The organism is Pararoseomonas sp. SCSIO 73927 (genome assembly GCF_037040815.1).
Taxonomy (GTDB): Bacteria; Pseudomonadota; Alphaproteobacteria; order Acetobacterales; family Acetobacteraceae; genus Roseomonas.
In genome coordinates, this window is the sequence record NZ_CP146232.1 from 2,709,180 (window position 1) to 2,732,987 (window position 23,808).

Below are 23,808 nucleotides of genomic sequence, written 5' to 3' on the forward strand. Positions count from 1 at the left end.
GCCAGGACCTGTCGAGGGTGTGGGCCATGCCCGCCGGTGCTGCGGCAGCTGTGCGGGGCAGGGGTGTAGGGAGGCGTTTACCAGGGGGGGCGCTTGGCTGTATCTCGACGAAGCCGACATTCAATCGCTAGTTTCGGCCAAAGGAGGCCTGGGAATGGCGTCGTCGTTCTACAGCCTCCAGGCAGGCGAGCCGCACGGGGTCGTCTCCGCTCTCCACGTGACGGTTGCCGCAAAGGCCGAGGAGGTGCCGGAGCATGAGCACCACAGCGGCCAGCTCATCTTCGCCCTCCATGGTGCGGTGACCTGCGAAGTTCCCGGCTCCCTCTGGATCGTCCCGCCCGACTGTGCAGTCTGGATCCCGGGCGGCGTCCGGCACAGCAGCCGGGCGACAGCCAACGCACGCATGTGCTTTCTCTTCGTAAGGCCCGAGGTCACCCACCTCAGGGATGCACCCTGCACGCTCGCGATCACGCCGATGGTGCGCGAGATGATCCTGCATCTCGCGGCGCAGGGTATCCAGGCCGAGGAGGACGCGCAGACCTCCCGCGTCGTGCAGGCGCTCCTTGGTGAGCTCGAGCGCCTGACGACCACGAGCTACCAGCTTCCCGTGCCAGGCCACCCCAAGCTGAGGCGGATCACCGACGCGCTCACCAGGGATCCGTCCGAGCGAAGCACTCTGGCCGACTGGGCGGATCGCCTCGCGACAAGCGAGCGGACGCTCGCCCGGCTGATCGAGGCGGAGACGGGGATGACCTTCGGCCGGTGGCGCCAGCAACTCCAGGTCCTTGTCGCTTTACGGGGGCTGGCGTCGGGCCTGCCCGTGCAGCAGGTCTCGGAAGTCCTGGGCTACGGATCGGTGACCGCGTTCATCACGATGTTCAAGAGGGCCACGGGCGTGACTCCGGCGCGCTATTTCGCCAGCCGGGGTCCCTGACCCTCCGGCGCCGCGTCATGCCGCCACCCCTTCGGCAGGCATGGGAGGGAACTCGCGCCGGGAACCGTGGGCGCCCGTGTCGCGTGCCGCCAAGCCTGCCGCATCCCCGCCAACGGTAACCTGGTTCCCATCGAAGGTCGGTTGCGGCGCTTGGGCGGAGGCCCGGGCATGTGGCAATCGCTTCCGCTACGCCGCCTGGGCATTCCCGGTCGCCCGGATGCGCACCTCCACGATGTCGGCCACCTTCGTGGCACGGCCGTGCTGCAGGTCGCCGTAGTCTCCGCGCATCCAGCGGCGGCTGGGCACGGTCAGCAGGTGCACCCGGTGGCCGTGGGCGTCACGCGGCAGGACCCCGCTCACGCGGTGCAGGGGATAGGCGTCGATCCGGCGATCGAGGTTCTTGCCGACGAGCGCCCCATCCGGCAGCCCGGGAAAGCGCGGCCTATGCGCCTGCCACAGGTTGAGTTCCAGAAGCAGGGGACCGTTCATGTCGGCGATCTCCACCAGGGCATGCAGTCCCGGGTGATCGATGCGGGGGTCCGGCATGCCGAGGCCGAGGCTGCCCGCCCGCCACATCGGCTGTTCCTCGGTGTCGAGAAGGACGACCAGGCAGGCGCCGTACACGACGCGAGCATGGAGGCCTCGGCGGCGGAGAAGTTCGGCTGCCGTCGCCGAGGACCACACGCAGCGGGCCTGTGCCCCGTCGTCCCACCACTCGGTGCAGCGCATGGCCGGGTACAGGTGCTCCGCGATGTCGGCCACGGCGGCCTTCGTCTTCCGGCTCGCGCGCATCCCGCTGGCATCCATGTGGATCGTGGCACCAGCACGCGGAGCGGTCGGCAGCACCGGCGGCGTGAGGGCGACGCGCGGATCGGACGGCGGGGCGGAAAGCATGCGGATCATGGTGGATCTCCTCGTCTGTACGACGGAGAGGACCACCCTTCCGCCGAGCCCCGCTGTGCAGGACCGGCATCTCCAATAACCACATCCCTTGGGTGCACAATAGTGATGATGGGGACGGTCCTGGTTGGGCGATCCTATCAGCACTGTTGACGGATTCGCCGTTCTGGACATCGTCGCGCCGTCTACAGTCCGCGGGGGCAGTGAGCGAAAGCGGGAGAGCATCAGCTTCGTCCATGATCCTCCCGGTGTACCTGCTGCGGGAGGACGTCGGGACAGCGCTGGTCTTACTCCGCGTGAGGACCGATCGCGAACGACGAAGGGCATCTCACCACTGTCGCCATCGGGGCTGTGCAGGACTCCCTCAGGAAGGGGAAGACCGGGGCAGGTATCCCCAGGCAGGTCCGGATCAGGGACGAGGTGCTGAAGGACTTTGCCACCCCCGTCCTGCCCCGCGCTGCCGAGACCAGGGGCAGAACGGGATAGGTTCGAAGGGTCGAGATGCGCCTCGAACCGTTCAGGTACCTCGTGCCCGAAGCAGAGGCACGGGGCCGGAGGTCACGCTGGGATGGTCCCGCACAGGGATGTGCCTCCACCGCCATGTGCTCGCCATCTGCGATGTCGCCGCGGTCGTGACCACGGTGTCGCCCGGGCGTCGCCACTGGGCGATCAGCCGCCCTGAAGTCTGGCTAGCCTACGCCTGCGCAGCCCCGTGCATTGCCTCCTTGGCGACCAGTTCCGCCGTATAGCTGACGACCTCCCTGCAGTACTCGCAGAAGGCGTCGATGTCCTCCGCCGTGACATCGGTCCCTTCGCGGAACATCACCACGACCGTGATGGCCCGTTCAGCCGGGAACATGCTGTAGAACTGCACCTCGGGGCCGGGCAGAAGGAAGCGCAGGGCGTTCCGGGCGTCCTTCACGATCCTGGAGAGCTGCCGGGCAGTGCCCTCGCCGTCGAGCCCGAGAATGGAGAGCGGATCCGCGCACTGGGGGCCGAGAATGATCCCGATTGTCAGGATGTCGGATGGCTGGACCCGGATGGCCGGGTGGCTCGGGAAGCTCATGATGGTTCTCCGTCTGGATGGACGACGGAGAGGATCGATCCTTCCGCCGGGTCCCGCTGTGCAGGAACCGGCATCTCCAATAACCACATCCGGCAGGTGCACAACAGTCATGTTGGGCGCGGCCCGGCGGAGCGAAGCCAACAGCACTGTTGACGAAATCGCGGTCCTCGGCATTCGCGACACCGACCGCGTCGGGCAGGGGCAGGCCTGACGATGGCTCGACGGCGACGACCTCGTGCCCTGCCTCGGCAAGGCGGCGGGGTCCCGTCCGCTCCCTGCGCCGACGTCGATGACCGGGCCAGGGAGCCTGAGAAGCAGGTCGGCCGGACAGGAAGAGTTGGCACCGTACCCTTCGATGGCTGGTGCGTCATGGTTTCGACCCAGCCTGTGGTCCCTTGCGTCGCCCCCGCTGCCGCAGGGGCCTCTCGACTACAATCTCGACGGTCATGGGCGCCTGCCGTGGGAAGAGTGCGATGAACTCGGCCTCGACCGCGTCATCACAGCCGGTACGTCGAGATCCCCTCAGACCGCCCTGATGGAAACCGGATGACCGGCCTGCGTGGAGATCTGCCTTGCGAATGAGTGGCGCGGGCACATGGTCGAAGCGGAATGCAGGCCTCGCCTCACCTTGGCGTACGGCGCTACGGTCCGTGAGGCGCCCGACAGGACGTCAGGCATCGAAGGTGCACGGGTCCTCGTTTGAAACGGCCTGCCGCGCTACCCATGTACCTCCCTCCAGGAAATCAGCTGCCGAGGCGGTCGTACAGGATGGACCCGGATGACTTCTCGCGTATCCCGGGCGATCCAGACCGGTGGAGCCGCCTGCATGCAGTGTCCCGTCTAACTGAATCACTGCGCATCCCGGGGGAGATCTCCCGGCTGAACGACATACAGGCCCTGCAGAAGCGGATCGACCTCGCGACGGGTGCGGACCTGCAGCGGAGGATCGCATCGTCGTCAGGAGATGACTTCAGGAAGCGTCTGGGCCTCTCGATCGACGAGGACATCCGGAAGCGCTTCGGAGCATTGTCGGAACTGAACGCACGGTGGCAGAACTTCGGACCGCGCGGCGCCACCGCGTTCGCCGAGAGCCTGTCGGTGGTCAGGGACTTGGCAGGTGCCGGTTACCCGAAGGTCGCCGAGGCGCTCGTCTCTCCTCCTGCCTACGATCTGGCCATCCAGGCGGCGCAGCGTGCGGAGGCGTTCCGAGTACCAGCCTACCTGGAGGCCTTCCGGCCCACGTCCGAACTGCTGGCCTCGAGGCTCGCCCTCGGCAGCCTCGTCATGCCGGATTACGGAGTGCGCCTGGAGAGCGCGGGATACCTGGACTCCTTCGTCCGGGCAGCGTCGGTCGGGAGCCTTCTGTCATCCGCGAGGACGATCGACCTCGGGATCGAGGAGGTTGTCCGCCAGGTCTCCGAGGATGGTCTCGACGACGTCGAGACGTCAGCCGACGCACGGGTACTGCTGGATGCCTCGGGGCTGGAGGTGCCCCCCTGGGCGGCCGAGAGGCTGTCTGGCTCCCGTGATGGCAGCCGGTCCCGGAACGCCCAGGACCAGAGATCCGGCATCCTGCAGGTCAAGTTCGCGAGCAGCAGGCCTGCGGCGCACGTGATCGAGGCTGTCGGGTTCGTCCACCAGACCGAGGCCACCCTCCGATGGGCGATCGACGTGCTCATGACCGACGCGTACGGGCCGGACTGGGCGAGGGTCCGGCTACCCCGGTGCAAGGCCAGGAACCTGCTGAAGCGGTGGAAGGACCGCGCTGGTTCGGCCGGGGACGCCCTGGTCTGGGCGGACTGGGCCGACTACGCCCTGATCATGTGCGATCCCGAGCATCATGCCCGCGTCTTCTCCAGCGGCTTCCCCAATGTGGAGGTACTGCGGCGCCTGATCCGGCGCGGTGGCGATCTTCGAGGCGCCTCCGTGCATGTCAGATCCTTCGAGCCGCAGCATCTCCTCGACCTCCGGCTGGTCTGGGCATCCCTGGAGACCGGTCTTGCCCTCCTCGTTCCACCCGAGATCGATGAGGTTGGTTTCGGAGGTCTGCCCAGCTGATCGTGCGCGTGACCTACGATCCTGTGCCCGGGGAGCAGGGCGTCGCCCTCCTCCGATTGGCTCTCGGGATGGCTATTCGATCCGTACCCTGACGTCACGACACTAGACCTGCGAGAGCCTAGAGCTAACAGGGCCTGGCGCCCCCCTGGGAGATGGCGTCGGGCAGCCTGGCTGCTCGTGCGCTGGAGATCGTCTCGCCTGCACGACACCGGGATCGTGCCTCACGTCCATGGATCCTTGCAGGTGTTCACGGCCCTGATCGGTGCGGCGACTCTGATCCGCGGGAGCGCTTCTTCTCTTCCCCACGCGGGATGAACGAGGAAGGGTACGGAACTCGCGAGCCGGATGTAGCCTGCAAGGCGGATATCGTCGTCCGCGCTTCTGGCGGAGGACAGGATGGTCGTTGCGGGTGTGGATCACGACAGCCAGGGCTGCAGCTCCGGCTCTGGGTCGGCCAGCTCAGTCATCGAGTGCATGCCAGGCTGGAACGCCGCTCGTGACCTCGCCTATGACCGCAGGTACACGGCCGCGCATGAGGCAGGCCACTTCGTCGTCGGTGCCCACCTTGGGCTTCGAGATCTCGGTGCCTCGATCTCTCCTCGCCGTCAGTGCGGTCCCTTCGAGAAGGCGTGGATCGGGCAGATGTGGCATCGGTCCTCCGAGTTCGCCCGGTTCTCCCGGCATAGGCAGCGGATGGTCGCATTGGCCGGGATAGTGGCGGAGGAGGCTTGGTCACGGCGCTGGACGGAATACGACTCTTGGTGGGTCGAGATATTCCGTGATCCGGACAGCATGTCCCCCAAGGACTGGGCCGGGGCGGGATGCGAACCGGGTCACCCTGACCGCGCGCTGATCCGCGCTGCGGACGAGGTTTGGTGCCTCCTCGAACCCGGCGATGGCATCCTGTGGGAGCCGCTGGTCCGGAGCAGCCGGAGGCTAATGCAGACGCATCGGATCGGACCAGAGCAGGTGCACACGGTGCCTCGGCGGCGGCCACGGCCCAGGTCCGCACGCGGGACATCCTTGCCAGGCTGATCGGAGGTGGTCACCGGCGTTGCAACGTCCACTGGCCGGATCGAGCAGTACCAAGTTTCACGGCTGGTCTGGCACGAGGGGGTCTGGCTTCCTCGTATCCAGGAACTGACGCAGGACTGCTTCCTCGTCCGGACTGACGTCCTCCCTGAGCAGGGTGGCCACCCTCTCGTCGAGACGTGCGACATCGCAGACACGGGCCAGGACCGTCCGGTCCACCTGCGGGATCCTGGTAGCGACCCGGTCCCCGAGCGAGCCGTGGCCGCCCAGGGCATACGTCTCCCCGTAGGAGATGAACGTCTCGGCGAACCGGAGGACGCCCCGGTCCTCCTCGAGACGCGCCGAGGTCCATCGGCGGACCTGCCTGCCTTCGTCCTCGGCCAGCCTTTTCCAGGCGAAGAGGAGAGGCCGCAGCCTCGGGTGCCCGATCAGCTCGCCCGTCGTGGCTGACCGCCTGATCGCCTCGAGAGCCGCCGCCCGCAGGCCGACCGCCCCATCGAGGGTCACGACGCGATCGCCCAGCGGCACCTCCTTTGCCGGATCGGCCTCATGGTGCTCCTCCCATACGATCTCGGCCAGGTAGCAGGACCAGCCGACCTGGGCGTGCTGGATGAGCGACTGGAGGAGTGCCGTCCGCCCGTCCTGGTCCAGGTGCCGCGGCAGGAGCTCGCGGATCAGCCACCAGAGGCGGAGCTGGTTCCCCCATCCCGGGAAGCCATGGATGTCGTCGTCGCGGCTGTCGATGTCGTCCGCCACTTCGAAGAGCGTACCCAGCATCGGTCGAAGTGCTGAAGAGGGTATGTCCTCGACCCTGAGGCGGAGTTCCTCCAGCAGGAGGGAGGCCTGGGTGACTCCACTGCTTCCACGCCTGTTCCCGACCGCCGCCAGGAAAAGGCTGCGGAGCCGGGGAGCGTCGGTCATTGCGGCGAGGAGCGTCGCCACCTCGCCTGAGGACAGGATTTCCCGCGACGGGGATAGCCGGAAGTATGTGCCGAAGTGGGAGGCCGAGCAGACCAGCCGGTCCCGCCGCCAGCCTGAGCCTCGATCCCCACTGTGGAAGGTGTTCGCATAGACGCCGTCCAGCCGGGGAAAGAGACGCCTCAGGGCGATCCGGAGGCCCGCACGGTCGGCCTCCGCCGCCTCCGACAGGAGGAGCGCATCGTACTCGGCCGCGCGCTCCGCGTCGGACCGGCTCTGCCGGGAGTCGAGGTTCTCGAGCCCGCAGAGCCGAGAGGCACTGCGCTGGATCGCGCGGTGGACGCCGGGGTGGGACAGCTTGATTGCCTCGAGTGCCAGGAAATCGGCGGCGTTCGCCTCGCCCGCGATCGCGGGCCAGCCCACGAGGACGGCGTTGACCAGCCGGACGACATCCCGGGGCGTCCTCAGCCAGGGCGCGGCACAGTCGTGCATGAGGTTGCCGAACCGTGTCACGTTCCGCGACGGCCCGACGTCGCCGAAGATGGGACCCACGGCTGCGAGGAGGGCGGCCAGCAGCTGGCTCCGGTCGGGGACGGGCAGCCCGTAGGTGGCCTGCACGACCTTGTCGAGGTAGTCGGCTCCCGCCGTGGCGAAGCGTCGCTCCAGGTGCCGGGCTGCCACGTTCCCATCGAAGGCAAGCAGGTAGAGCACGTTCGGCAGGCGGCCCACCGACTTCACGAGCTGGAAAACGAGCATGGCGTCGTCGGGATCCAGCCTGTCGATGTCGTCCACCACGACCAGGGTCCGGCGGTCCTGGCCCCTGAGCGCGTCGGCAAGGCGCGCGTATTCCTCGGCCAATGGACGCTTGGCTCCGAGCCGATCCATCGCGGCATCCGCCAGCGCGACCGCGGTGGAACCGAGAGGCACCGCGCCTGTCACCGCGTCCCCGGCCACGCTCGCGAATGGCTTGGCCGGGCGGACACGGTCGTAGACCGCCTGCATCGCCTCCTTCGCCTTCCTGCGTGTCCGGCCCTTGAGCGATCCCTGGACCGTATCGGCAAGGGTCTCGAAGAAGCCCCGAGTCATCGCCTCGGCCCCGGCGAACCACCATGGGCTGAAGGCGACAACCTCCATGCGGCCTTCCGCGGCGTCGTTCCGGAGGTGGTGGAGCAGCAGGTTGACCACGCTGCTCTTGCCGCTCCCCCAAGGACCATCGAGGGCAATGACAAATCCTTCGGGTGCGGACATCCGCGCGATGCCACGCGCCAGGGCGGCGGCGAAATCATCGAAGCCGTAGGCGTCCGAGGCGGGCGTCGCGATCGGGCTGTCGTTCAGCAAGGTATCGGGAGTCATCGCACTCCGGGATGACCCAGACATCACGGGAGGGCAACCCGCCATGTCCATGGACAGGGTTCGGCCCGCTGTCAGCGGAGGTGGCAGGACTGCGGCTGGAATGTCCTTGAGCACTGACCCGTCAGGGCCTGGCTGCCATCGCAGCCAGCCACCGCTGGAGCGGACCTGACGGCACGGCGCCGCCGTATTCCCGGCACGACTCCGGGGCTGGGCCACGCCAGATCGGGCTGTACTCTGTGGCGAACGATGACGGGTTCTTCGTCATCGCGAGCAGCCCTGTGCATGCGCGTCGCAACCTGAGTATCGGCAGGGCACCAGGCCATCGTGCTTCTGGACTCGGAATCCGGCTCGGCTACCCGGCCTCTGCTGCCTGGCAGCAGCCAGAATGGGTGACCGCCATCTGGACGAGTGGCCGCGGTTCGTGCCGATCATGGGGGTGAACCCACTGGCCCGATCGCTGCGGTGCCTGTCACATGCCGCCGATGTAGTTGGGTCCCCCACCGCCCTCGGGCGTGCGCCAGTCGATGTTCTGGCTGGGGTCCTTGATGTCGCAGGTCTTGCAGTGCACGCAGTTCTGCGCGTTGATCACCAGCTTCACTGAGGCATCGCCCGCCTCCACCGCCGCACCCTCACCGGTGGCCTCCGCGTCCGGCGTGCCGCGCAGCTCGCGCTCCGCCTCCGGCCCCACCGCCTCGTAGACGGCGGCCGGGCAGTAGCGGCTCTCGGGGCTACGGAACTGGTCCCAGTTCACGCCCTTCCACCGCTCCGGCTCCTTCAGCACGAGGTGGGCGGGCTGGTTCTCCTCGTGGTTCGTGTTCGAGAGGAACACGGAGGAGAGGCGGTCGAAGGTCAGCACGCCGTCGGGCTTGGGGTAGACGATCCTCTCCGCCTTGTCGGCGGGTTTCAGCGTCTCGTTGTCAGCGTGGTGCACCCAGGTCCAGGGCGCCTTGCCGCGGAAGACGTAGGTGTCCAGCGCCGCGGCCGCCATGCCGCCGAAGAAGCCGTACTTGGAGAAGCCCGGGCGGATGTTCCGCACGGAGTGCAGCTCCTCCCACACCCAGGACTTGCGGATGGCCTCCGGGTAGGTCTCCAGCACCTCCGGCCGCGTCTCGCCCTTCAGGGCCTCCGCGATCGCGTCGGCGGCCACCATGCCGCTCTTCATCGCGGTGTGCGTGCCCTTGATCTTCGGCACGTTGAGGAAACCCGCCGTGTCGCCCACCAGCATCCCGCCCGGGAAGATCAGGCGCGGCACGGACTGCGCGCCGCCCTCGTTCAGCGCGCGGGCGCCGTAGGAGATGCGCTTGCCGCCCTCCAGGAACTTGCGGACCTCGGGGTGGGTCTTGAAGCGCTGGAACTCGTCGAAGGGCGAGAGCCAGGGGTTGGGGTAGTCCAACCCGACGACGAAGCCGATGGAGACGAGGTTCTCGCCGAGCATGTAGAGCCAGGAGCCGCCATAGGTGTCGCTCTTCAGCGGCCAGCCCGTGGAGTGCCACACCAGCCCCGGCGTGTGCTTCTCCTTCGGGATCTCCCACAGCTCCTTGATGCCCAGGCCGAAGGTCTGCGGCTGGCAGTCCTTGCGCAGGTCGTACTTTTCGAAGAGCCGCTTGGTCAGCGAGCCTCGGCAGCCCTCCGCGAACACCGTGTAGGTGGCGCGCAGCTCCATGCCGGGCTGGAAGTCCGGGCCTTCCTCGCCCTCGCGCGTGATGCCCATCACACCGGCCTCCACGCCCTTCACCACGCCTTCCTCAATCACGAGGTCGGAGGCAGCGAAGCCCGGGTAGATCTCGACGCCCAGCGCCTCCGCCTTGGCGCCGAGCCAGCGGCAGACATTGCCGAGGGAGACCACGTAGTTCCCGTGGTTGTTCATGGCCGGGGGCGTGGGGAGCTTAAAAGCCCGCGTCGAAGTCAGGTACATGAAGCGGTCGTCGCCCGCGGGCGTCGCCAGCGCGGGCGGGTCGTCGCGCCAGTCCGGGAACAGCTCGTCCAGCGCGCGCGGCTCCAGCACGGCGCCGGACAGGGTGTGGGCACCGACCTCCGAACCCTTCTCCACGAGGCAGACGCTGGTGTCCGGCGAGGCCTGCTTCAGCCGGATGGCCGTGGCCAGTCCGGCGGGGCCGCCGCCCACCACCAGCACGTCGAATTCCATGCTCTCGCGTTCGGACACGGTCGCTCCTGCGTACAACCAAAGGACTCGAAAGAACCGACTGTTCTGGACGACCTCGTCCCGTCGGCCAGCCGCAGCAGCCGCTGCAGCTCGCTGACATCCAGCTGGAACCGGAGGGCCGCCTGGTCAGCTATGACGAGGAGATGATCTTTCCTGGGTTCATCAGATTGGATGGATCGATCGCCTGCTTGATGGCCTTCAGCAGGCGCATTCCGGCCGGTGTCTTGTACCGTGCCAGATCGTCCCGCTTGAGCTGGCCGATGCCGTGCTCCGCACTGATGCTGCCGCCCATCGAGAACACGACGTCATGGACTGCACGATAGACGTCCTTCGTCCGCGCCAGGAACTCGTCCGTACCCATGTCAAGCGGCTGCGACAGGTTGAAGTGGATATTGCCGTCTCCGATATGGCCGAAGGCCAGGCACCGTGCCCCTGGCACGACTTGCGTCGCTGCCTTCACCGCGTCTTCCACGAAGTGGGCGACCGAGGAGATAGGGACGGCCACATCGTGCTTGATGCTTTCGCCTTCGTAATGCTGGTGGTCGGACAGGGCCTCGCGGAGATGCCACAGTGCCTGTGCCTGCGCCTGGCTGACGGCGATGGTCCCGTCCAGGATCATGCCGTCCTCGAGTGCCACCTCGAGCAGGGCTTCCATGCGCGCCTGGAGCTCCGCGCTACCCTTGCTTCCCCCCGCTGACATCTCGAGAAGGACGTACCAGGGGTAGCTGTCGCTCAGAGGATCGACACCTCCTGCATGGCGCACGCTGACCTCGATGCCGAACCGCTGGATCAGTTCGAAAGCGGAAAGCAGGCCTCCGGACTCTCGCTGCGCGAGTGCGTAGAGCCGGATGGCCGACGCGACATCCGGCACAGCGACCAGTGCGGTCTGCGTCTCCGGCGTCGCCGGGAAGAGGCGCAGGACGGCGGCCGTGACGATGCCGAGCGTTCCCTCCGCGCCGATGAAGAGCTGCTTGAGATCATAGCCGGTGTTGTCCTTGCGAACTGCGCTCAGACCTTTCCATACCTCGCCGTCCGGCAGGACGACCTCGAGGCCCAGCACCATCTCGCGCGTGGTGCCATACCGCAGCACCTGGATGCCGCCCGCGTTGGTGGAGATGTTGCCACCGATCATGCAGCTGCCGCGTGCTCCGAGGTTGATCGGGAACAGTAGGCCCTGCTCGGCAGCCGCCTGATGGATGACCTCCAGTACGCATCCGGCCTCGACGGTCATGGTCATCCCGGCGGGATCGATGTCGAGGATGCGGTTCAGCCGCTCGAGGCTGATGACGACTGGGGGGTGCCCCTCCTGCGAGGTTCCCCCGCCCACGAGACCTGTCCGCCCGCCCAGCGGAATCATCGGCAGGCCAGCGTTGTGGCAGATCCGCACGACGGCGGCGACCTGGTCCCGGTCGGCTGGACGGACGATCAGGGATGCGCGACCGGGAAACAGGCCGCGCGGCTCCGTCAGATAGGGTTCCTGGTCGATGTGCTGCTCGATCCAGCCACGTGGACCAAGCAGCTCGCGAAGTGCCTCGATCGCCGCCGCTGCGGTTGAGTCGCGTTGCAGGACCTGATCCATGGCTCTTCTCCGTCAGGCCAGTTCGGACACGCGACGTTGCACGCGCTGCATCAGCAGGTCGATCTCGCGGAGATGATCGCGGCTGAGACGGGGGCCGGGCACGCGCATGGTGGCGTGCCGGATGGCACCACGGCGGCGCATCACCTCCTTGCGCGCAGCCACGCCCCAGAAGCCCTGCGCTTCGTAGTTGAGGAGCGGAAGGTAGCGATCGAAGAGATCGTGCGCTTCCTCGGCCCGTCCCGTCGTGAAGAGGCGGTAGACACCGGACAGCATCTCGGGATGGGAGAAACCGGCCATGGGGCCATCGATGCCCCGCTCCATCTCCTGAGGGAGGTACATGCCGTTGTTGCCGGTGAGGATCGCTACCCGTCGCCCTCCGCCCGCGCGCAGCTGCGTGATCTTCTCCAGGCTCGGAAGGTCTTCCTCCTTCACCACCTGGATCTGCGGGTGGGCATCGATGAGCTTCAGAATGGAGGGAACAGACATCCAGACGCCAGTCGAGCCCGGGAAGTCCTGCAGCACCGTCGGGACATCGCCGATCAGGTCGAAGACCGCGGCAAAGTAGCCGAGGAGCTCGACTTCGGTCCGCAGGCCACCTGGAGGAGCGATCATCACGCCGGAGGCGCCCCCGTCCATCGCCTGTTCCGTCAGCAGCCGGAGCTGGGCAGTGCTCGGGTTGCTGACGCCGACGATCACCGGCCTGCCACCCGCTCGAGCAATGAAGCGGCGGCTCACCTGCTGCGCTTCCTCCGACGTGAGCTTGCCTCCTTCGCCACTGACGCCGAGCACCACGAAACCATTGGCACCATGATCGATGTAGAAGTCCGTCAGGCTGTCGATGCTGTCGAAGTCCACCGCGCCGCGATCGTCGAACGGCGTCTGCGCGATGATGAAGCTACCCTTGATGTCAGTGAGCATGCTTGTCTGCCTTTGCTCCATTCGGAGTTGCCGTTAGCGCCATGCCGGTACCAGACGCAGTCTTCCTGGCGTCCTTCCCCAGCACGCCGCGGAGGTGATGAAGGTTGCGCTCGATCAGGACGTGAACAGCGTCCGCAGCCCCGGTTCCGTCCCGTGCCTCCAGCCGGTGGAGAAGGGAAGCGTGGTAGGGGAGCGTCGAGGCCGGGGCATTGGGATGCCGTGAGGTGGTCGTGAAGCCGAGGCGGAGCAGCCGCAGCAGCGCATCCTTGAGCTGGATGAGAAAGACATTGTGGGATGCCATGAGCACAGTGGTGTGGAAGGCTGCGTCGGCCTCGACATAGTCACCTTGGCCGCCGACAGCCGCCTCCATCCTCTCGTAGGCCGCGCCGATGGCTGCCAGGTCGCCCGCAGTCGCGCGGTCCGCCGCCAACCGTGCCGCCTCGGGCTCCAGGATGCGACGAAGCTCGATGAGGTCCGCAATGAGGTTCGCATCGAGATCGGCAGTCCCGTGCCAGTCGAGAAGGACAGGATCGAGCATGCGCCAGCTCTCCCGCGGAAGCACACGCATCCCGATACTCGGTCCGACCGATACCATGCCCTTCGAAGCAAGTGCCTTCACAGCCTCACGCAGTACCACTCGGCTCACACCGAGCTGGGCAGCCAGCTGCGGTTCGCTCGGGAGTGGCCCCGTCGGCAGGACACCCGAGACGATCTGCTGCCCCAGTCGATCCAGTATCTGTCCGTACAGATTCTTCGGCCTGTCCATTCCGCGGCTACCCCCATCAGCAACATATGATGATACTATGATGGCTCCGGGTCAAGATGATATCGCACCTGCGAGTCTTCAGAATACCTGTTGAGCATACCTTGGTATCATGCCAACATCATAACAAGAATCCGACGGATCGCGGTCCGTCAGGAGGGGGAGAAGACACGGCAATGACTGACTGTATCTCGCGCCGGAGCATGCTTGCCGCACCAGCTCTGCTGCTGCCATCGGCCATTGTCCCGTCGTCCGTACGCGCACAGGGCCAGCTGCAATGGCCGACCCGCTCACTGCAGATGATCGTGGGCTTCCCGGCGGGCGGCTCCACGGACATCTTCGCGCGCCTGGTTGCCGAGCCGCTCGGGCAGCGGCTTGGCCGCCCTGTCGTCGTCGAGAACCGGGCGGGAGCAGGCGGCGGCATCGGGGCGGCGGCGACGGCGCGGGCGGCTCCTGACGGCTATACGATGCAGATGGCGACCGTCGGCACGGGTGCCATCAACTACGCGCTGTACAAGGACCTGCCGTTCGGGCCGGATGACCTGGCTTCGGTCTCCCGTGTCGCGGAGGTGGCCAACGTCATCATGGTTCCAGCCCGCTCTCGCTTCCACACGCTGAAGGACCTGGTCGAGGAGGCACGTCGGCGGCCTGGTGAACTTACCTTCGGTCATTCGGGCGTCGGTTCAAGCCTACACCTCACTGGGGAACTTCTGGCCGTCGAGGCCGGAGTGAGGCTGACCCATGTTCCCTTCCGGGGCGCGGCGCAGATGCTTCCCGAGCTGATCGCAGGCCGTATCGAGATCGGGATCGACAACGTTCCCTCCTCGCTCCAGCAGATCCGCGACGGCCGCGTCCGGGCGATCGCCGTGACGAGCCTGGAACGCCATCCCGGCCTCCCCGACACGCAGACGACGGTCGAGGCAGGCTTCCCGACCGTCCAGGCCATGGCCTGGTGGGGAGTCCAGGTTCCCAGGAAGGTACCGGCGCCCGTCCTGGCGAGATTGGCGTCCGAGCTGCAGTCGATCACCCGGGATGCGGGCTACAGGGAGAAGGCTGAGGAACAGGGAGCGACGCCGGTGACTGACACGCCCGAACAGTTCGAGGCGTTCGTCGCGGCAGAGATCGCCAAGTGGCGGGACGTGGCGCAGCGCGCCAACATCACCTTGGGATAGGAGTGTCCCGTTCCGGTGGCGACCCGGTCATGATCTCCTGGCCATGGGTGCCGATGGCGAATGCCAGACGGACGGCCTCGCCGTCGCAGCTCCGGAAAAATAGCGGCAATTAGCTTTCGACTCCTGGCCAGGGCGTGACTGATCTTCCCGCCGGTCCATGACGGACCCAGGAGATCGGCCCCATGCACGAGGAATGGCAAGACATTGTCCGGCGGCTTCTCCGGCCTGACCCGGCCGGACCCGGGCCGGGCTGTCATGCCTGTGGCAATGCTGTCACCGCCATGGGCCTGGAGATCGTCGTCGACCAGGCGGTCGCGGACATGTTGCTGGCCGACGGGCGCCGCCCAGTCCTGATCGGGATTTCTGTCAACAGTGATGACGACCCTATTCGTGAAATAACTCTATTGAGAGATTTCCAAGACGGTGCGACCACACTCCCCGTGACGCACCGAGACGACCATCCTGTCGCTCCGATCCGCAAGGCTACTCCCGCCGCGGACGGGCGCGACCTGTACCGCCACTCGATACCGGGGCGCTGACCCGCAGCTGCGGCTGCGCGCCCTGATCGATGTGGCGGGAGTGGAACCCGCGAGAAGGATGACGATGGCCCTCTGAAAGGGGCTGTGCCTTCGCGCGTCCTGCGTCCCTCCAGCCATGGAAGCGAGTTCATGGAACCCCCGAGGGGGGAAGGAAGGAGGCTGTCTTGTTCCCCATCGATGGACCCCGTCGGTCCCGGTCCGATGCCCTGTTCGTGCCCAGGGCGGGCCAGCATGACCCCGCCTATGCGGTGGCCGACTTCGATGGCTGGCCGGAGGGCGTGAAGGCGGTTCTGCCCGACCAGTTCCCTGTCTGCGTGCGCTCGGCCGCCCACTACCGGGCGGACGGGGCCACTGGCGACTTCATCTCCGATCTCATGATGGCGCAGCGTCCCTGGGACTGCCCGGCCGAGGCCGACTTCATGCGGGCCTGCGACGTCAACCCCTACGTCTGGGCGTACTGGGTCCAGTGCGCCCGGGTCTACTACCGCTTCGAAGGGCGCGAGCGGTACACGGTTCCGGACGTGCTCGTGCGCTTCGCCCACGGCGGATTCGGCCTGTACGAGATCAAGCCGCAGCGGAAGCTCGACCGGGAGAAGGCTCGCCTCGACGCGATCGGGGCGGCCTGCAAGGACCTGGGGCTGACCTACCAGCGGATCAGCCACGAGGCGATCTGCTCCTCGCGCCGGATGGCGAACATCGAGACGCTGAACCGGTCCTGGTCGGCGCGGATCTCGGACGAGACTGTCCGCCTGGTCGCGGATGCCGTCACGGAGCACCGCCCGGCCACCCTGCGGGCCTTGCTGGATCTCCCCTGCACGAAGGGGATCGGAGAGGCGGAAGCGCGCGCCTGTGCCCTCCGGGGTGCCTTCCATATCGATCTCGAGCAGCAGCCGCTGGACTACCGCTCGCCGATCACGCCGCGGAGGCCGGGTCTCACTCGCTTGCTGAAGGAGGCCGAGCGCCCGGCCGGTGCCGAGGGCGGGGACATATCGCGTCGCCTCGTGACGCTCCTCCGCTCCCTGCTCGCGACCCTGACCAGAAGGCTCCTTCCATGCGCTCCCTTCCCTCCTTCCCGAAAGGATTCGACGCCGTCGAAGCCCCCAGCCTTGTCCTGCCCACGACGCCCGAGGTCCTGAAGAACCTGCAGACCGGCCTGGGCAAGTCGATCCACGGCTACTACCCGAGCACCAAGATCGGGAACGCCCTCTACGTCGGGCAGGCACAGCTGGACGCCATGCGCTTCCTGGACCTCCGCACCGATGTCGTGGACTTCACGACGTTCCCCCTCGAGGTCCGCGTCGCGATCGACGGGACGGCCCATGCCTGGTTCCCCGACCTCGGTGTCATGCTCGAGGGAGGCCGCCGGGCCGTCCTCGACTTTCTGACGCCAGGCGAGATGACGTACTTCCGCAGGCACAACCTGGTTCAGGCCATGGTCGGGGCACTGGCGCAGCACGGCATTTCCTACGTGGCCTACGACACCACCGAGTTTGCCGCGAGCGCGCCCTGCCGGAACGCGGCCTACGTTGCCTCGTTCCGGCGTGGCCAGGTGGACGAGGCGATCGCCACTATCGTCCATGGCCTCATCCGTGAGCGGGGGGCGATGTCCCTCCAGGCCATGAAGTCCGCGGTCGGGCAGGTGAGGGGGGCGGTCAGCACGGTCTGCTCGATGGCCTGGGCCGAAGCTGTGGCCCTCGACCTCCGGGCTGCTTCGCCCCTAGAAATCCTGATCCTTCCCTATCCGAATCGGGGTGGCGCGCATTGAGCCCGCGCCGCTATCGCCTCGACAGGTCCGGGGAATACCTGCTGGACGGCGACGCCCTCCGCTGGGTGGGGTTCGCCCACAGCGCCGAGCGTATCCATCAGCTGCGGAGGACGGACGGGATCGTGGTCGAGCTTTCTGATGCGAGGATCGGGCAGCTCGCCCGCGCTGGCCGGTTCCGGACGCCTGGACGAACCGAGTTCCAGGACAGCTCGCTGGGACGTTGCGCATGAACCGGCGGTACAGCCTCGAGCCTGGCCAGATCCAGATCCTGCATGGCGTCCGGGTCTCCTACGTCGGCCGTGCGGGACAGGAACCCCGCGCCCACCAGTTCCGCGATGACTTCGGCACGATCACGGCTCTCAGCGACCAGGAACTGCGCGACTTCCGGCGACTGGGTACGCTCAGGTCGGAGAAGCTGGCGGACCTCCGCCGACGGGCGTCGACCGGCCGGGCGAGGCTTCGGCAGTCGGTGGTCTGGGCGAACGCTGACGGGCAGGACAAGGCGATCGCGAACTACCGCCTCGCCTACGTCGACCGGTGGCGCATGCCAGGACTGGACGCCGATGGGAACGAGCTTCCGAGTACGACGGGGGACGCCTTCCTGGAGGCCGTGATCGACGAGATCTGGGAGTCGAGGCCTCGTCCGGTATCGGTGACCAGGAAGCCTGTGCCGCGTACGGTGAGGCGATGGATCTCGGGCTTCCAGCAGCACGGCCTGGATGGCCTGCTACCGCAGTACGAACTCTCCGGCAACTTCACCGAGCGCTTCGACGACACCGTCCTGGACTACATGCAGAAGGGCGTCGACGAGTACTACCTGACCGATGCCCGGAGGTCGGTCGCGCAGTCCCACGACCTGTTCACCCAGTACATGAAGGCGGTGAACAAGACGCGTGCGGTCGAGGGCGAGCCTCCCGTCCACATCCCGGGCCTCCGTGCATTCACCAGGTTCGTGAAGATGCAGTGCCCGTTCGAGGTCGAGTACACGCGGAAAGGCGAGGCGGCGGCACGTCGCAAGTTCCACGTGATCACCGGCGGTGTCGCGACCACACGTCATGGCCAGCGCTGGGAGGCGGATCATACCCGTCTCAACTTCATGGTGCGCGTGACCCCGGACGGGAAGGTGCAGGACCGTCCCTGGATCACCGTGGTCATCGACTGCCATACCAGGATGATCGTGGGATTCTGGATCGGCTTCGAGGCCCCTTCGGTGGAGACGACCTGCCGCGCTCTCCGCATGGCCATCCTGCCCAAGGACAAGTGGATCGCACAGTACGGGAACGGCCTGCGCAACCCGTATCCCTGCGAGGGCCTCCCTGTCCTGATGTGCACGGACCAGGGATCGGACTTCAAGGCACGAGATCTCCGGGAGCGCCTCGCGCGCCTCAAGGTGTCCACGCTATTCACGCCCGTGCTCAGGCCGTACTACCGTGCCCGGGTCGAGCGCTTCTTCCTGACCATGGACAGGCGGTTCTCCAACACCCTCCCTGGCAGCACGAATTCGAACATCCTCGAGCGGGATGTGGAGAAGCTGGCGAGCGGCCCGACAGCGCTGACCCTGGACGACGTCTGGCGCCTCACCCTCAAGTGGATCGTGGACGTATACCACGTCCGCCACCACCGGGGCATCGGCAACTCGCCCCTCCGTGCCTACCTCGAGAGCGTGGAGGCCAACGAGGAGGTGCCACCGCCGTCCGATCAGGAGGTCGATGCGGCGCTGAGCTGGTGCGGCAACGTGATGCTGAACCAGCAGGGGATCCGGATCCGCAACGTGTTCTACCGCGACGCTGTCACGGCGGAGTTCTTCCAGCACTACGGCAAGCCGATCCCGGTTCCGGTCTACCGGACTCCGACCGACCTGATGAGGTGCCACTTCCTGGATCCCCGCGATGGCGAGTGGAAGGAGGTGGCGGTCGCCGCGAACCAGGTCGAGGATGTTCGTGGTCGCACGGAGGAGGAGGTTGCTGCCCTCCAGCGGCTCAGGATTGCCGAGCGGGATACGGATAACGAGAAGGCAAGGGAGGGGGAGGCCGAACTCGTCGCCGATGCCGACGAGGTGGCCGAGGAGAGGGGGGCTGCCCGCCGGACCCGCGAGAAGGCGGCTGCGGCCAGGGAGAAGATGAAGAGGCAGTATGACGCCCGCTACGCGCACGGCGATGCGGCCACCTACGCCTCGTCTGAGGCCATCACGGGCGACGACTTCTTCGGCCTCGGTGTGACCGAGGCGGCCCAGCTCTCCGGCCCTGCCACGGCAGCTCCGGCTGGACGGACGCCGAGGTCGAAGGGGAAGCTCTCTGCCACGGCGCCCCTCCCCAAGGTACCGGCCCCCGAGGCTCCCCTGGCATCCGGCGACGACGACGATGTTGACGCCTACCGGAAGCGGTACGACAGGAGCTGAGCTTCCACGATGATCGTGTCCGCGCGGGCACCTGCCAGGGATCCCCGGGCGCTGGGAAACATCTTTGTCGAGACAGGTGTCTCGGACGGCATCCTTCGCGCGATCAACGAACTGATCGTATACGGCCATGACGCCGAGCACTGCCGATTCCTTCCCATCCTCGGCGAGCCGCGATGCGGCAAGACGTCGCTCATCCGGGCCTTCGACCGGATCAGCGACAGTGGCAGGGACGGCTTCGAGCCTCGCAGGATCCTCGAGGTCCAGGTGCCGCAGAGTCCCACTGTTCTGTCGATCGCGACCGCGATGCTCGAAGCCCTCGGCGATCCGTCACCTGCCACCGGCTCGTCGCAGGCGCGAACGAGCAGGGCGATGACACTGCTCGGTCGGGGCCGGTATGACGTGGTGGTCTATGACGAGATCCATCGCGTCGTGGATGGCCGCACGGAGAGAAGTGGCACGAACGCCGCGAGCTGGATCATCGACGTCCTGAACAGGAGGATCTGCCCCGCGATCGGGATTGGAGAACCTGGTTTCGCAGTCCTCCTGGAGAAGAAGTCCTACCTGGACGGACGTGGTCTCGGCACGGAATGGGTGAGGCGGGCCGACTGGGAGGACAAGAACGGCCGCCTGGCCTTCAGGGCTATGCTCCAGGGTATCGTGGAGGGGCTGGGTATCGCGACAGACTTCAGCATCCGCGACAGGTCGGTCGCCAAGTCCTTCTGGGAGTACTCGGAAGGCCGGATCGGCTACGTTGCACTGCTTCTGACCAAGGCAAGAATCATCGCCTCGAGAGGGGATTCGCCTGTCCTGACGCTCGAGCATCTGCATCAGGCGGTCAACGAACTTGCTCTCGAGAGCACGAGCAAGGGGGTGAACCCCTTCGACCCACGTAATCCGGCGGGTGCCTGATGACCGGGCAGGTAGTGGTGCCCTCGATTAGGCCTCTCGGCGGTCTTCCCGACCTCGAGGAGGGCGAGAGCTTCGTCGGATATCTCGCCCGCTACGCCTACGGCATCGGTCTTGTGCCCATCGGGAAGGTCCTGGACCGCGTCGGGCTGGGTGACCGCCCGCTCGAGGCGAACGCGCTCGAGACCCATGACCGCGAGACGGGCGAGGAACTCCGGCAGCTGCTGGGCCTGGACTCGGCAACATTCGACCGGCTCCGGAGCTGGGGTGCGGGACCCCGTGTCGCCCGAATCCTGGGGCATGACATCCCGGACGTCCTGGTCAGTGTCCACGGGCGGCGCTGCTGCCCGGACTGCTTCCGGGAGAATCCGATCCACCAGGCCAGGTGGGACCTGATCGTCCTTCCCGGCTGCTCGCGGCATCGGACAGCGCTGAGGGGATCGTGCAGCGCGTGCGGGACCTCGTTCCGGTGGGGCTCCACCGGCGCCCCATGCTGTCCATCCCCGGGCTGCGGCCTTCCCTTCGAGGAGCAGGCGGCAGGCGTCCTCATGGGGGACGATGCGGTGGAGGGATCCAGCCTCGTAGAGGCCCTCCTGCGGGACGGCGTCCCGGCCGGATCGGCCCCGCTCTCCGTAGGCGATACCCTGACCGCCGCATCGGTCATCGGGACGTTCCTCCTCGGCCGCCGTCCCCAGGTGGTCCGGCAGGCTTCCAGGACGGACCAGGTCTGGCTGGCCGAGGCGATGAGGGCTGGGCTGCTGGCACTGGGGGAATGGCCTGGTCCGTTCCGGGCAGTTCTCTCCATCCTTCAGACGCACAAGGAGCAGAACCCGGGCCGCTTCGGCCTCAGGAAGGAACTCGGACCGCTCGCGCACTGGGTGATCCAGAACAGGCGCTCGGAGATCGGTCGGCTGTTCGGAGAGGTGATCGATGGCTGGGCGGCGGAACAGCCCGGACTTGTGACCCGCGTTGCGGGCGTACTGCGGCGCCGCCAGGAGAACCCGGATCAACCATATCTGACGACCGCTCAGGCTGCGGCCCGCCTCGGGATCAAGGACAGCGCGTTTCGTAGATTTGCTGCACGGTCGGGAATCGAGTTCGTTCCCGCGCAGGGTTCCGGGAGCATGCTTCTCGTGCCCTCGGATCGTGTCGACACACTGATCGCGCTGCAATCCGATTTGGTCGACTTGGAAGGGATCGGTGAGATCCTTGGTCTCAAGCCCATGATCTTGAAGGCCATGGTCAAGGCGGGATTGCTGAAGCGGCTCTCGAAAACGGACATCCTGGATCCGCTGAGACCGTTCAGGGCAAGCGATGCACGGCGTCTTCTGGCCGAGCTGGAAGGCAAGGCTCCGCCGCGGTCGCGTGAAATGGGCCAGTACTCTGGTTATTCCGCGGCGTCGAAGATGCTCGGCGGCATCGTCGCCCTTGTCAGGGAAACCCTGGACGGGAACCTGCGCCCTGTCGGGATCGACAGGTCGGCGCGGGGCATTCACCGTCTGCGTTTCGACAGTTTCGGTCCGACCCGTTCCACCGCTGCCCCCGAGGGCATGATCCGCTACTGCGACGTCTGGGAAAGGATGGCCCTGCCGAGAAATACCGTCTCGGAATTGATGTCGGCAGGGTTGTTCGAAGGGATCGATCCCGACGGTCGTCGCCGTCAGGGCGCATATTTTGCCCCGATCGCCGCAATCGAGAAGTTCGAGCGGGATTATACCCTGACGCCGGAGATCGCTCGCAGGGCAGGTTTGCCCTGGCAGGGAATGGCGGGGCGGCTCGCCGCTCTGGGCGTCCTGCCCGTCAGCGGACCGAATGTGGATGGCCGGACGCGGCACGTGTTTCGCCGGGACGAAGTCGAAGCTGTTCTGAAGGATCTCGGAAGCTAAGGCGGATGTATTCCGGCGATCCTCGGTCAGTCCGGTAGGTTGGCCCTTCATTCTGGACATCGGCGTCCCTGGCAGCCAACCAGCGGGCCTCGGGGAGTCACCTTCAGCGGTCGGGCGTCAGAATGGGCCTGGAGGAACGATCTCCGGAACCCGGCTCAGGCGATGGCTGTTCAGCCCAGTCCGGATTTCTTTGTCCGGGTTCCTTCGCCTGCGTAACCCTGAACGGGAGGACTGGACACCGTTCCTGTGGTTGTGCTGTTCCCTGAACGGTACTCCCGGCCTCCCGTGGCAGAGCAGTGGTATCATCTGATACCCGGCTCATGAAGTTCTGACTGACTGCAGGTATGGGTAGTTAGTCAGGGATGCGATGCGCCCTGTCTCCGCGGTGAGTTGGTTCCAGGCCTGACAGCAGCCGTCGATGATGCTGTCGAGGTCTGGGAAGAGGCGGAGCGAGAGGAAGCGCTCGCGGAGGTAGAGCCAGACACGCTCGACCGGGTTTAGTTCCGGCGCATAGGGCGGCAGGAAGACGAGGCTGATGTTGGCCGGTGTGGCGAGGTGGCCAGCGATGTGCCAGCCCGCACCATCCAGCAGCAGGGCGGCATGCACTTTCTCGGGCAGGGTGGCGCTGAACCGGTCGAGGAAGGCCTGCATCGCCGCCGTGCCCACCTCGGTAAGCACGAGGGCAAAGGCCTGGTCGGTGCCAGGGCGAACGGCGCCGAAGATCCAGGCGGACGCGTGCCGCTGGTCGATGATGCCGCTCGGGCGGATGCCACGCTCGTACCAGATGCGGGCGCCGCGCCCCTTCTGGCCCACGCGTGCCTCGTCCTGGCACCAGATTTGGACCTCAGTGTCGGGGTGGGTACGGGTGATCTCCTTCAGGGCCGCAGCGAGGCCCCTTTTTTGAACCGCTCCTGCGCCGCGCTGTCCGCCCTGGGATGACTGGGGCGGGTCTTTTGCCAGGATAGGTCGAGCGACTTCACCAGCCGCAGCATCCCGCTCTCGCGGTAGCTCACGCCGAAGCGCTCCTCCGCCACCCGGCACAGGTCCACGATGCGCCAGGACGACACACCATCCCTCTCCCGGTCGGGGCCGCGCAGCACGACCGCCTTGAAGGCGGCCTGCTGCCCTTCGGTCATGCGCGTCGGGCGCCCCGAGCGGGGCTGATCACGGAGGCCCGCCACACCCTCGGCATTGAAGCGGATCACCCAATCCCTGAGCGTCTGCCGATCCATCCCCGCAGCCCGGGCCGCCGCCTCCCGGCTCATGCCGTCCAGCACATTCGCCAAGGCCATCAGCCGGGCCGCCACTCGCCCGTCGCGCTCGCGCCGGGCCAGACGGCGCAACTCCGCCGCCTCCATATCGGTCCGGATCGCCACCGCCGTGCCCATCCCGTCCCCTCCGGCACCTCGGAGAACACCGAATCACACCATGCCGTGCAGCACCTCACACGAATGAGT

Annotated in this window: 17 protein-coding genes and 1 pseudogene; 9 read left to right on the forward strand and 9 right to left on the reverse strand. The window is 66.8% G+C overall.

From position 1 onward, the window contains the following. Positions 1 to 154 precede the first annotated feature (154 nt). A complete protein-coding gene (locus VQH23_RS12735; RefSeq protein WP_338666017.1) occupies positions 155 to 934 on the forward strand; it encodes a helix-turn-helix transcriptional regulator in 780 nt (259 codons plus the stop codon). A 186-nt stretch (positions 935 to 1,120) separates the two neighbouring features. On the opposite strand, the gene VQH23_RS12740 is transcribed toward VQH23_RS12735, so the two are convergent. Both VQH23_RS12740 and VQH23_RS12745 read right to left on the reverse strand, forming a co-directional pair. Continuing rightward, positions 1,121 to 1,837: a hypothetical protein gene (locus VQH23_RS12740; protein ID WP_338666018.1), complete on the reverse strand. Its 717-nt coding sequence runs from the start codon at positions 1,835 to 1,837 to the stop codon at positions 1,121 to 1,123. 691 nt (positions 1,838 to 2,528) lie between these two features. Then, on the reverse strand, positions 2,529 to 2,900 hold the full coding sequence (locus VQH23_RS12745) for a hypothetical protein (protein ID WP_338666019.1): 372 nt from the start codon (positions 2,898 to 2,900) through the stop codon (positions 2,529 to 2,531). 768 nt (positions 2,901 to 3,668) lie between these two features. Here VQH23_RS12745 and VQH23_RS12750 point away from each other — a divergent pair. Beyond that, positions 3,669 to 4,958, forward strand: a complete 1,290-nt coding sequence (locus VQH23_RS12750) for a hypothetical protein (RefSeq protein ID WP_338666020.1) — start codon at positions 3,669 to 3,671, stop codon at positions 4,956 to 4,958. 1,092 nt (positions 4,959 to 6,050) lie between these two features. Here VQH23_RS12750 and VQH23_RS12755 read toward each other — a convergent pair. The 6 genes and pseudogenes from VQH23_RS12755 to VQH23_RS26600 all read right to left on the reverse strand — a co-directional run. Beyond that, on the reverse strand, positions 6,051 to 8,261 hold the full coding sequence (locus tag VQH23_RS12755) for a P-loop NTPase fold protein (RefSeq protein ID WP_338666021.1): 2,211 nt from the start codon (positions 8,259 to 8,261) through the stop codon (positions 6,051 to 6,053). A 469-nt stretch (positions 8,262 to 8,730) separates the two neighbouring features. After that, a complete protein-coding gene (locus VQH23_RS12760; protein WP_338666098.1) occupies positions 8,731 to 10,407 on the reverse strand; it encodes an electron transfer flavoprotein-ubiquinone oxidoreductase in 1,677 nt (558 codons plus the stop codon). 148 nt (positions 10,408 to 10,555) lie between these two features. Beyond that, positions 10,556 to 12,004: an FAD-binding oxidoreductase gene (locus VQH23_RS12765; protein WP_338666022.1), complete on the reverse strand. Its 1,449-nt coding sequence runs from the start codon at positions 12,002 to 12,004 to the stop codon at positions 10,556 to 10,558. 12 nt (positions 12,005 to 12,016) lie between these two features. Beyond that, a complete protein-coding gene (locus VQH23_RS12770) occupies positions 12,017 to 12,922 on the reverse strand; it encodes a dihydrodipicolinate synthase family protein (RefSeq protein WP_338666023.1) in 906 nt (301 codons plus the stop codon). After that, positions 12,912 to 13,460: an FCD domain-containing protein gene (locus tag VQH23_RS12775; protein ID WP_338666024.1), complete on the reverse strand. Its 549-nt coding sequence runs from the start codon at positions 13,458 to 13,460 to the stop codon at positions 12,912 to 12,914. The genes VQH23_RS12770 and VQH23_RS12775 overlap by 11 nt, the downstream gene beginning before the upstream one ends. A 33-nt stretch (positions 13,461 to 13,493) precedes the next feature. Then, a pseudogene (locus tag VQH23_RS26600) lies at positions 13,494 to 13,688 on the reverse strand (FadR/GntR family transcriptional regulator); the annotation flags it as partial. 200 nt (positions 13,689 to 13,888) lie between these two features. On the opposite strand from VQH23_RS26600, the gene VQH23_RS12780 reads away from it, so the two are divergent. From VQH23_RS12780 to VQH23_RS12810, 7 genes are all read left to right on the forward strand, one after another. Continuing rightward, positions 13,889 to 14,857: a tripartite tricarboxylate transporter substrate binding protein gene (locus VQH23_RS12780; RefSeq protein WP_338666025.1), complete on the forward strand. Its 969-nt coding sequence runs from the start codon at positions 13,889 to 13,891 to the stop codon at positions 14,855 to 14,857. A 281-nt stretch (positions 14,858 to 15,138) separates the two neighbouring features. After that, positions 15,139 to 15,396, forward strand: a complete 258-nt coding sequence (locus VQH23_RS12785; protein ID WP_338666026.1) for a hypothetical protein — start codon at positions 15,139 to 15,141, stop codon at positions 15,394 to 15,396. A 212-nt stretch (positions 15,397 to 15,608) separates the two neighbouring features. Next, positions 15,609 to 16,532 carry a hypothetical protein gene (locus tag VQH23_RS12790; protein WP_338666027.1) on the forward strand — a complete coding sequence of 308 codons (924 nt, stop codon included), beginning with the start codon at positions 15,609 to 15,611 and terminating at the stop codon, positions 16,530 to 16,532. Continuing rightward, complete coding sequence (locus VQH23_RS12795) at positions 16,448 to 17,161, forward strand: hypothetical protein (RefSeq protein ID WP_338666028.1); 714 nt, start codon at positions 16,448 to 16,450, stop codon at positions 17,159 to 17,161. The genes VQH23_RS12790 and VQH23_RS12795 overlap by 85 nt, the downstream gene beginning before the upstream one ends. A 226-nt stretch (positions 17,162 to 17,387) precedes the next feature. Then, positions 17,388 to 19,559 carry a DDE-type integrase/transposase/recombinase gene (locus VQH23_RS12800; protein ID WP_338666029.1) on the forward strand — a complete coding sequence of 724 codons (2,172 nt, stop codon included), beginning with the start codon at positions 17,388 to 17,390 and terminating at the stop codon, positions 19,557 to 19,559. Positions 19,560 to 19,568: 9 nt separating this feature from the next. Next, complete coding sequence (locus VQH23_RS12805; protein ID WP_338666030.1) at positions 19,569 to 20,468, forward strand: TniB family NTP-binding protein; 900 nt, start codon at positions 19,569 to 19,571, stop codon at positions 20,466 to 20,468. After that, positions 20,468 to 22,351 (forward strand): TniQ family protein, encoded by a 1,884-nt coding sequence (locus tag VQH23_RS12810; protein WP_338666031.1) that lies wholly within the window; start codon positions 20,468 to 20,470, stop codon positions 22,349 to 22,351. Before VQH23_RS12805 ends, VQH23_RS12810 begins: the two co-directional genes overlap by 1 nt. Before the next feature lie 318 nt (positions 22,352 to 22,669). Here the strand turns inward: VQH23_RS12810 and VQH23_RS12815 are convergent. Next, a protein-coding gene (locus tag VQH23_RS12815; RefSeq protein WP_338664127.1) for an IS630 family transposase occupies positions 22,670 to 23,739 on the reverse strand; the annotation gives its coding sequence in 2 pieces (ribosomal slippage) (positions 22,670 to 23,245 and positions 23,248 to 23,739; 1,068 coding nt in all). Between the last annotated feature and the right edge of the window lie 69 nt (positions 23,740 to 23,808).

Bases quoted from the DNA above. Each gene is read 5' to 3' on its own strand.
- VQH23_RS12735 (WP_338666017.1), top strand. From the start codon at position 155: ATGGCGTCGTCGTTCTACAGCCTCCAGGCAGGCGAGCCGCACGGGGTC.
- VQH23_RS12740 (WP_338666018.1), bottom strand. From the start codon at position 1,837: ATGATCCGCATGCTTTCCGCCCCGCCGTCCGATCCGCGCGTCGCCCTC.
- VQH23_RS12745 (WP_338666019.1), bottom strand. From the start codon at position 2,900: ATGAGCTTCCCGAGCCACCCGGCCATCCGGGTCCAGCCATCCGACATC.
- VQH23_RS12750 (WP_338666020.1), top strand. From the start codon at position 3,669: ATGGACCCGGATGACTTCTCGCGTATCCCGGGCGATCCAGACCGGTGG.
- VQH23_RS12755 (WP_338666021.1), bottom strand. From the start codon at position 8,261: ATGACTCCCGATACCTTGCTGAACGACAGCCCGATCGCGACGCCCGCC.
- VQH23_RS12760 (WP_338666098.1), bottom strand. From the start codon at position 10,407: ATGGAATTCGACGTGCTGGTGGTGGGCGGCGGCCCCGCCGGACTGGCC.
- VQH23_RS12765 (WP_338666022.1), bottom strand. From the start codon at position 12,004: ATGGATCAGGTCCTGCAACGCGACTCAACCGCAGCGGCGGCGATCGAG.
- VQH23_RS12770 (WP_338666023.1), bottom strand. From the start codon at position 12,922: ATGCTCACTGACATCAAGGGTAGCTTCATCATCGCGCAGACGCCGTTC.
- VQH23_RS12775 (WP_338666024.1), bottom strand. From the start codon at position 13,460: ATGCTCGATCCTGTCCTTCTCGACTGGCACGGGACTGCCGATCTCGAT.
- VQH23_RS12780 (WP_338666025.1), top strand. From the start codon at position 13,889: ATGCTTGCCGCACCAGCTCTGCTGCTGCCATCGGCCATTGTCCCGTCG.
- VQH23_RS12785 (WP_338666026.1), top strand. From the start codon at position 15,139: ATGGGCCTGGAGATCGTCGTCGACCAGGCGGTCGCGGACATGTTGCTG.
- VQH23_RS12795 (WP_338666028.1), top strand. From the start codon at position 16,448: ATGCGCTCCCTTCCCTCCTTCCCGAAAGGATTCGACGCCGTCGAAGCC.
- VQH23_RS12800 (WP_338666029.1), top strand. From the start codon at position 17,388: ATGAACCGGCGGTACAGCCTCGAGCCTGGCCAGATCCAGATCCTGCAT.
- VQH23_RS12805 (WP_338666030.1), top strand. From the start codon at position 19,569: ATGATCGTGTCCGCGCGGGCACCTGCCAGGGATCCCCGGGCGCTGGGA.
- VQH23_RS12810 (WP_338666031.1), top strand. From the start codon at position 20,468: ATGACCGGGCAGGTAGTGGTGCCCTCGATTAGGCCTCTCGGCGGTCTT.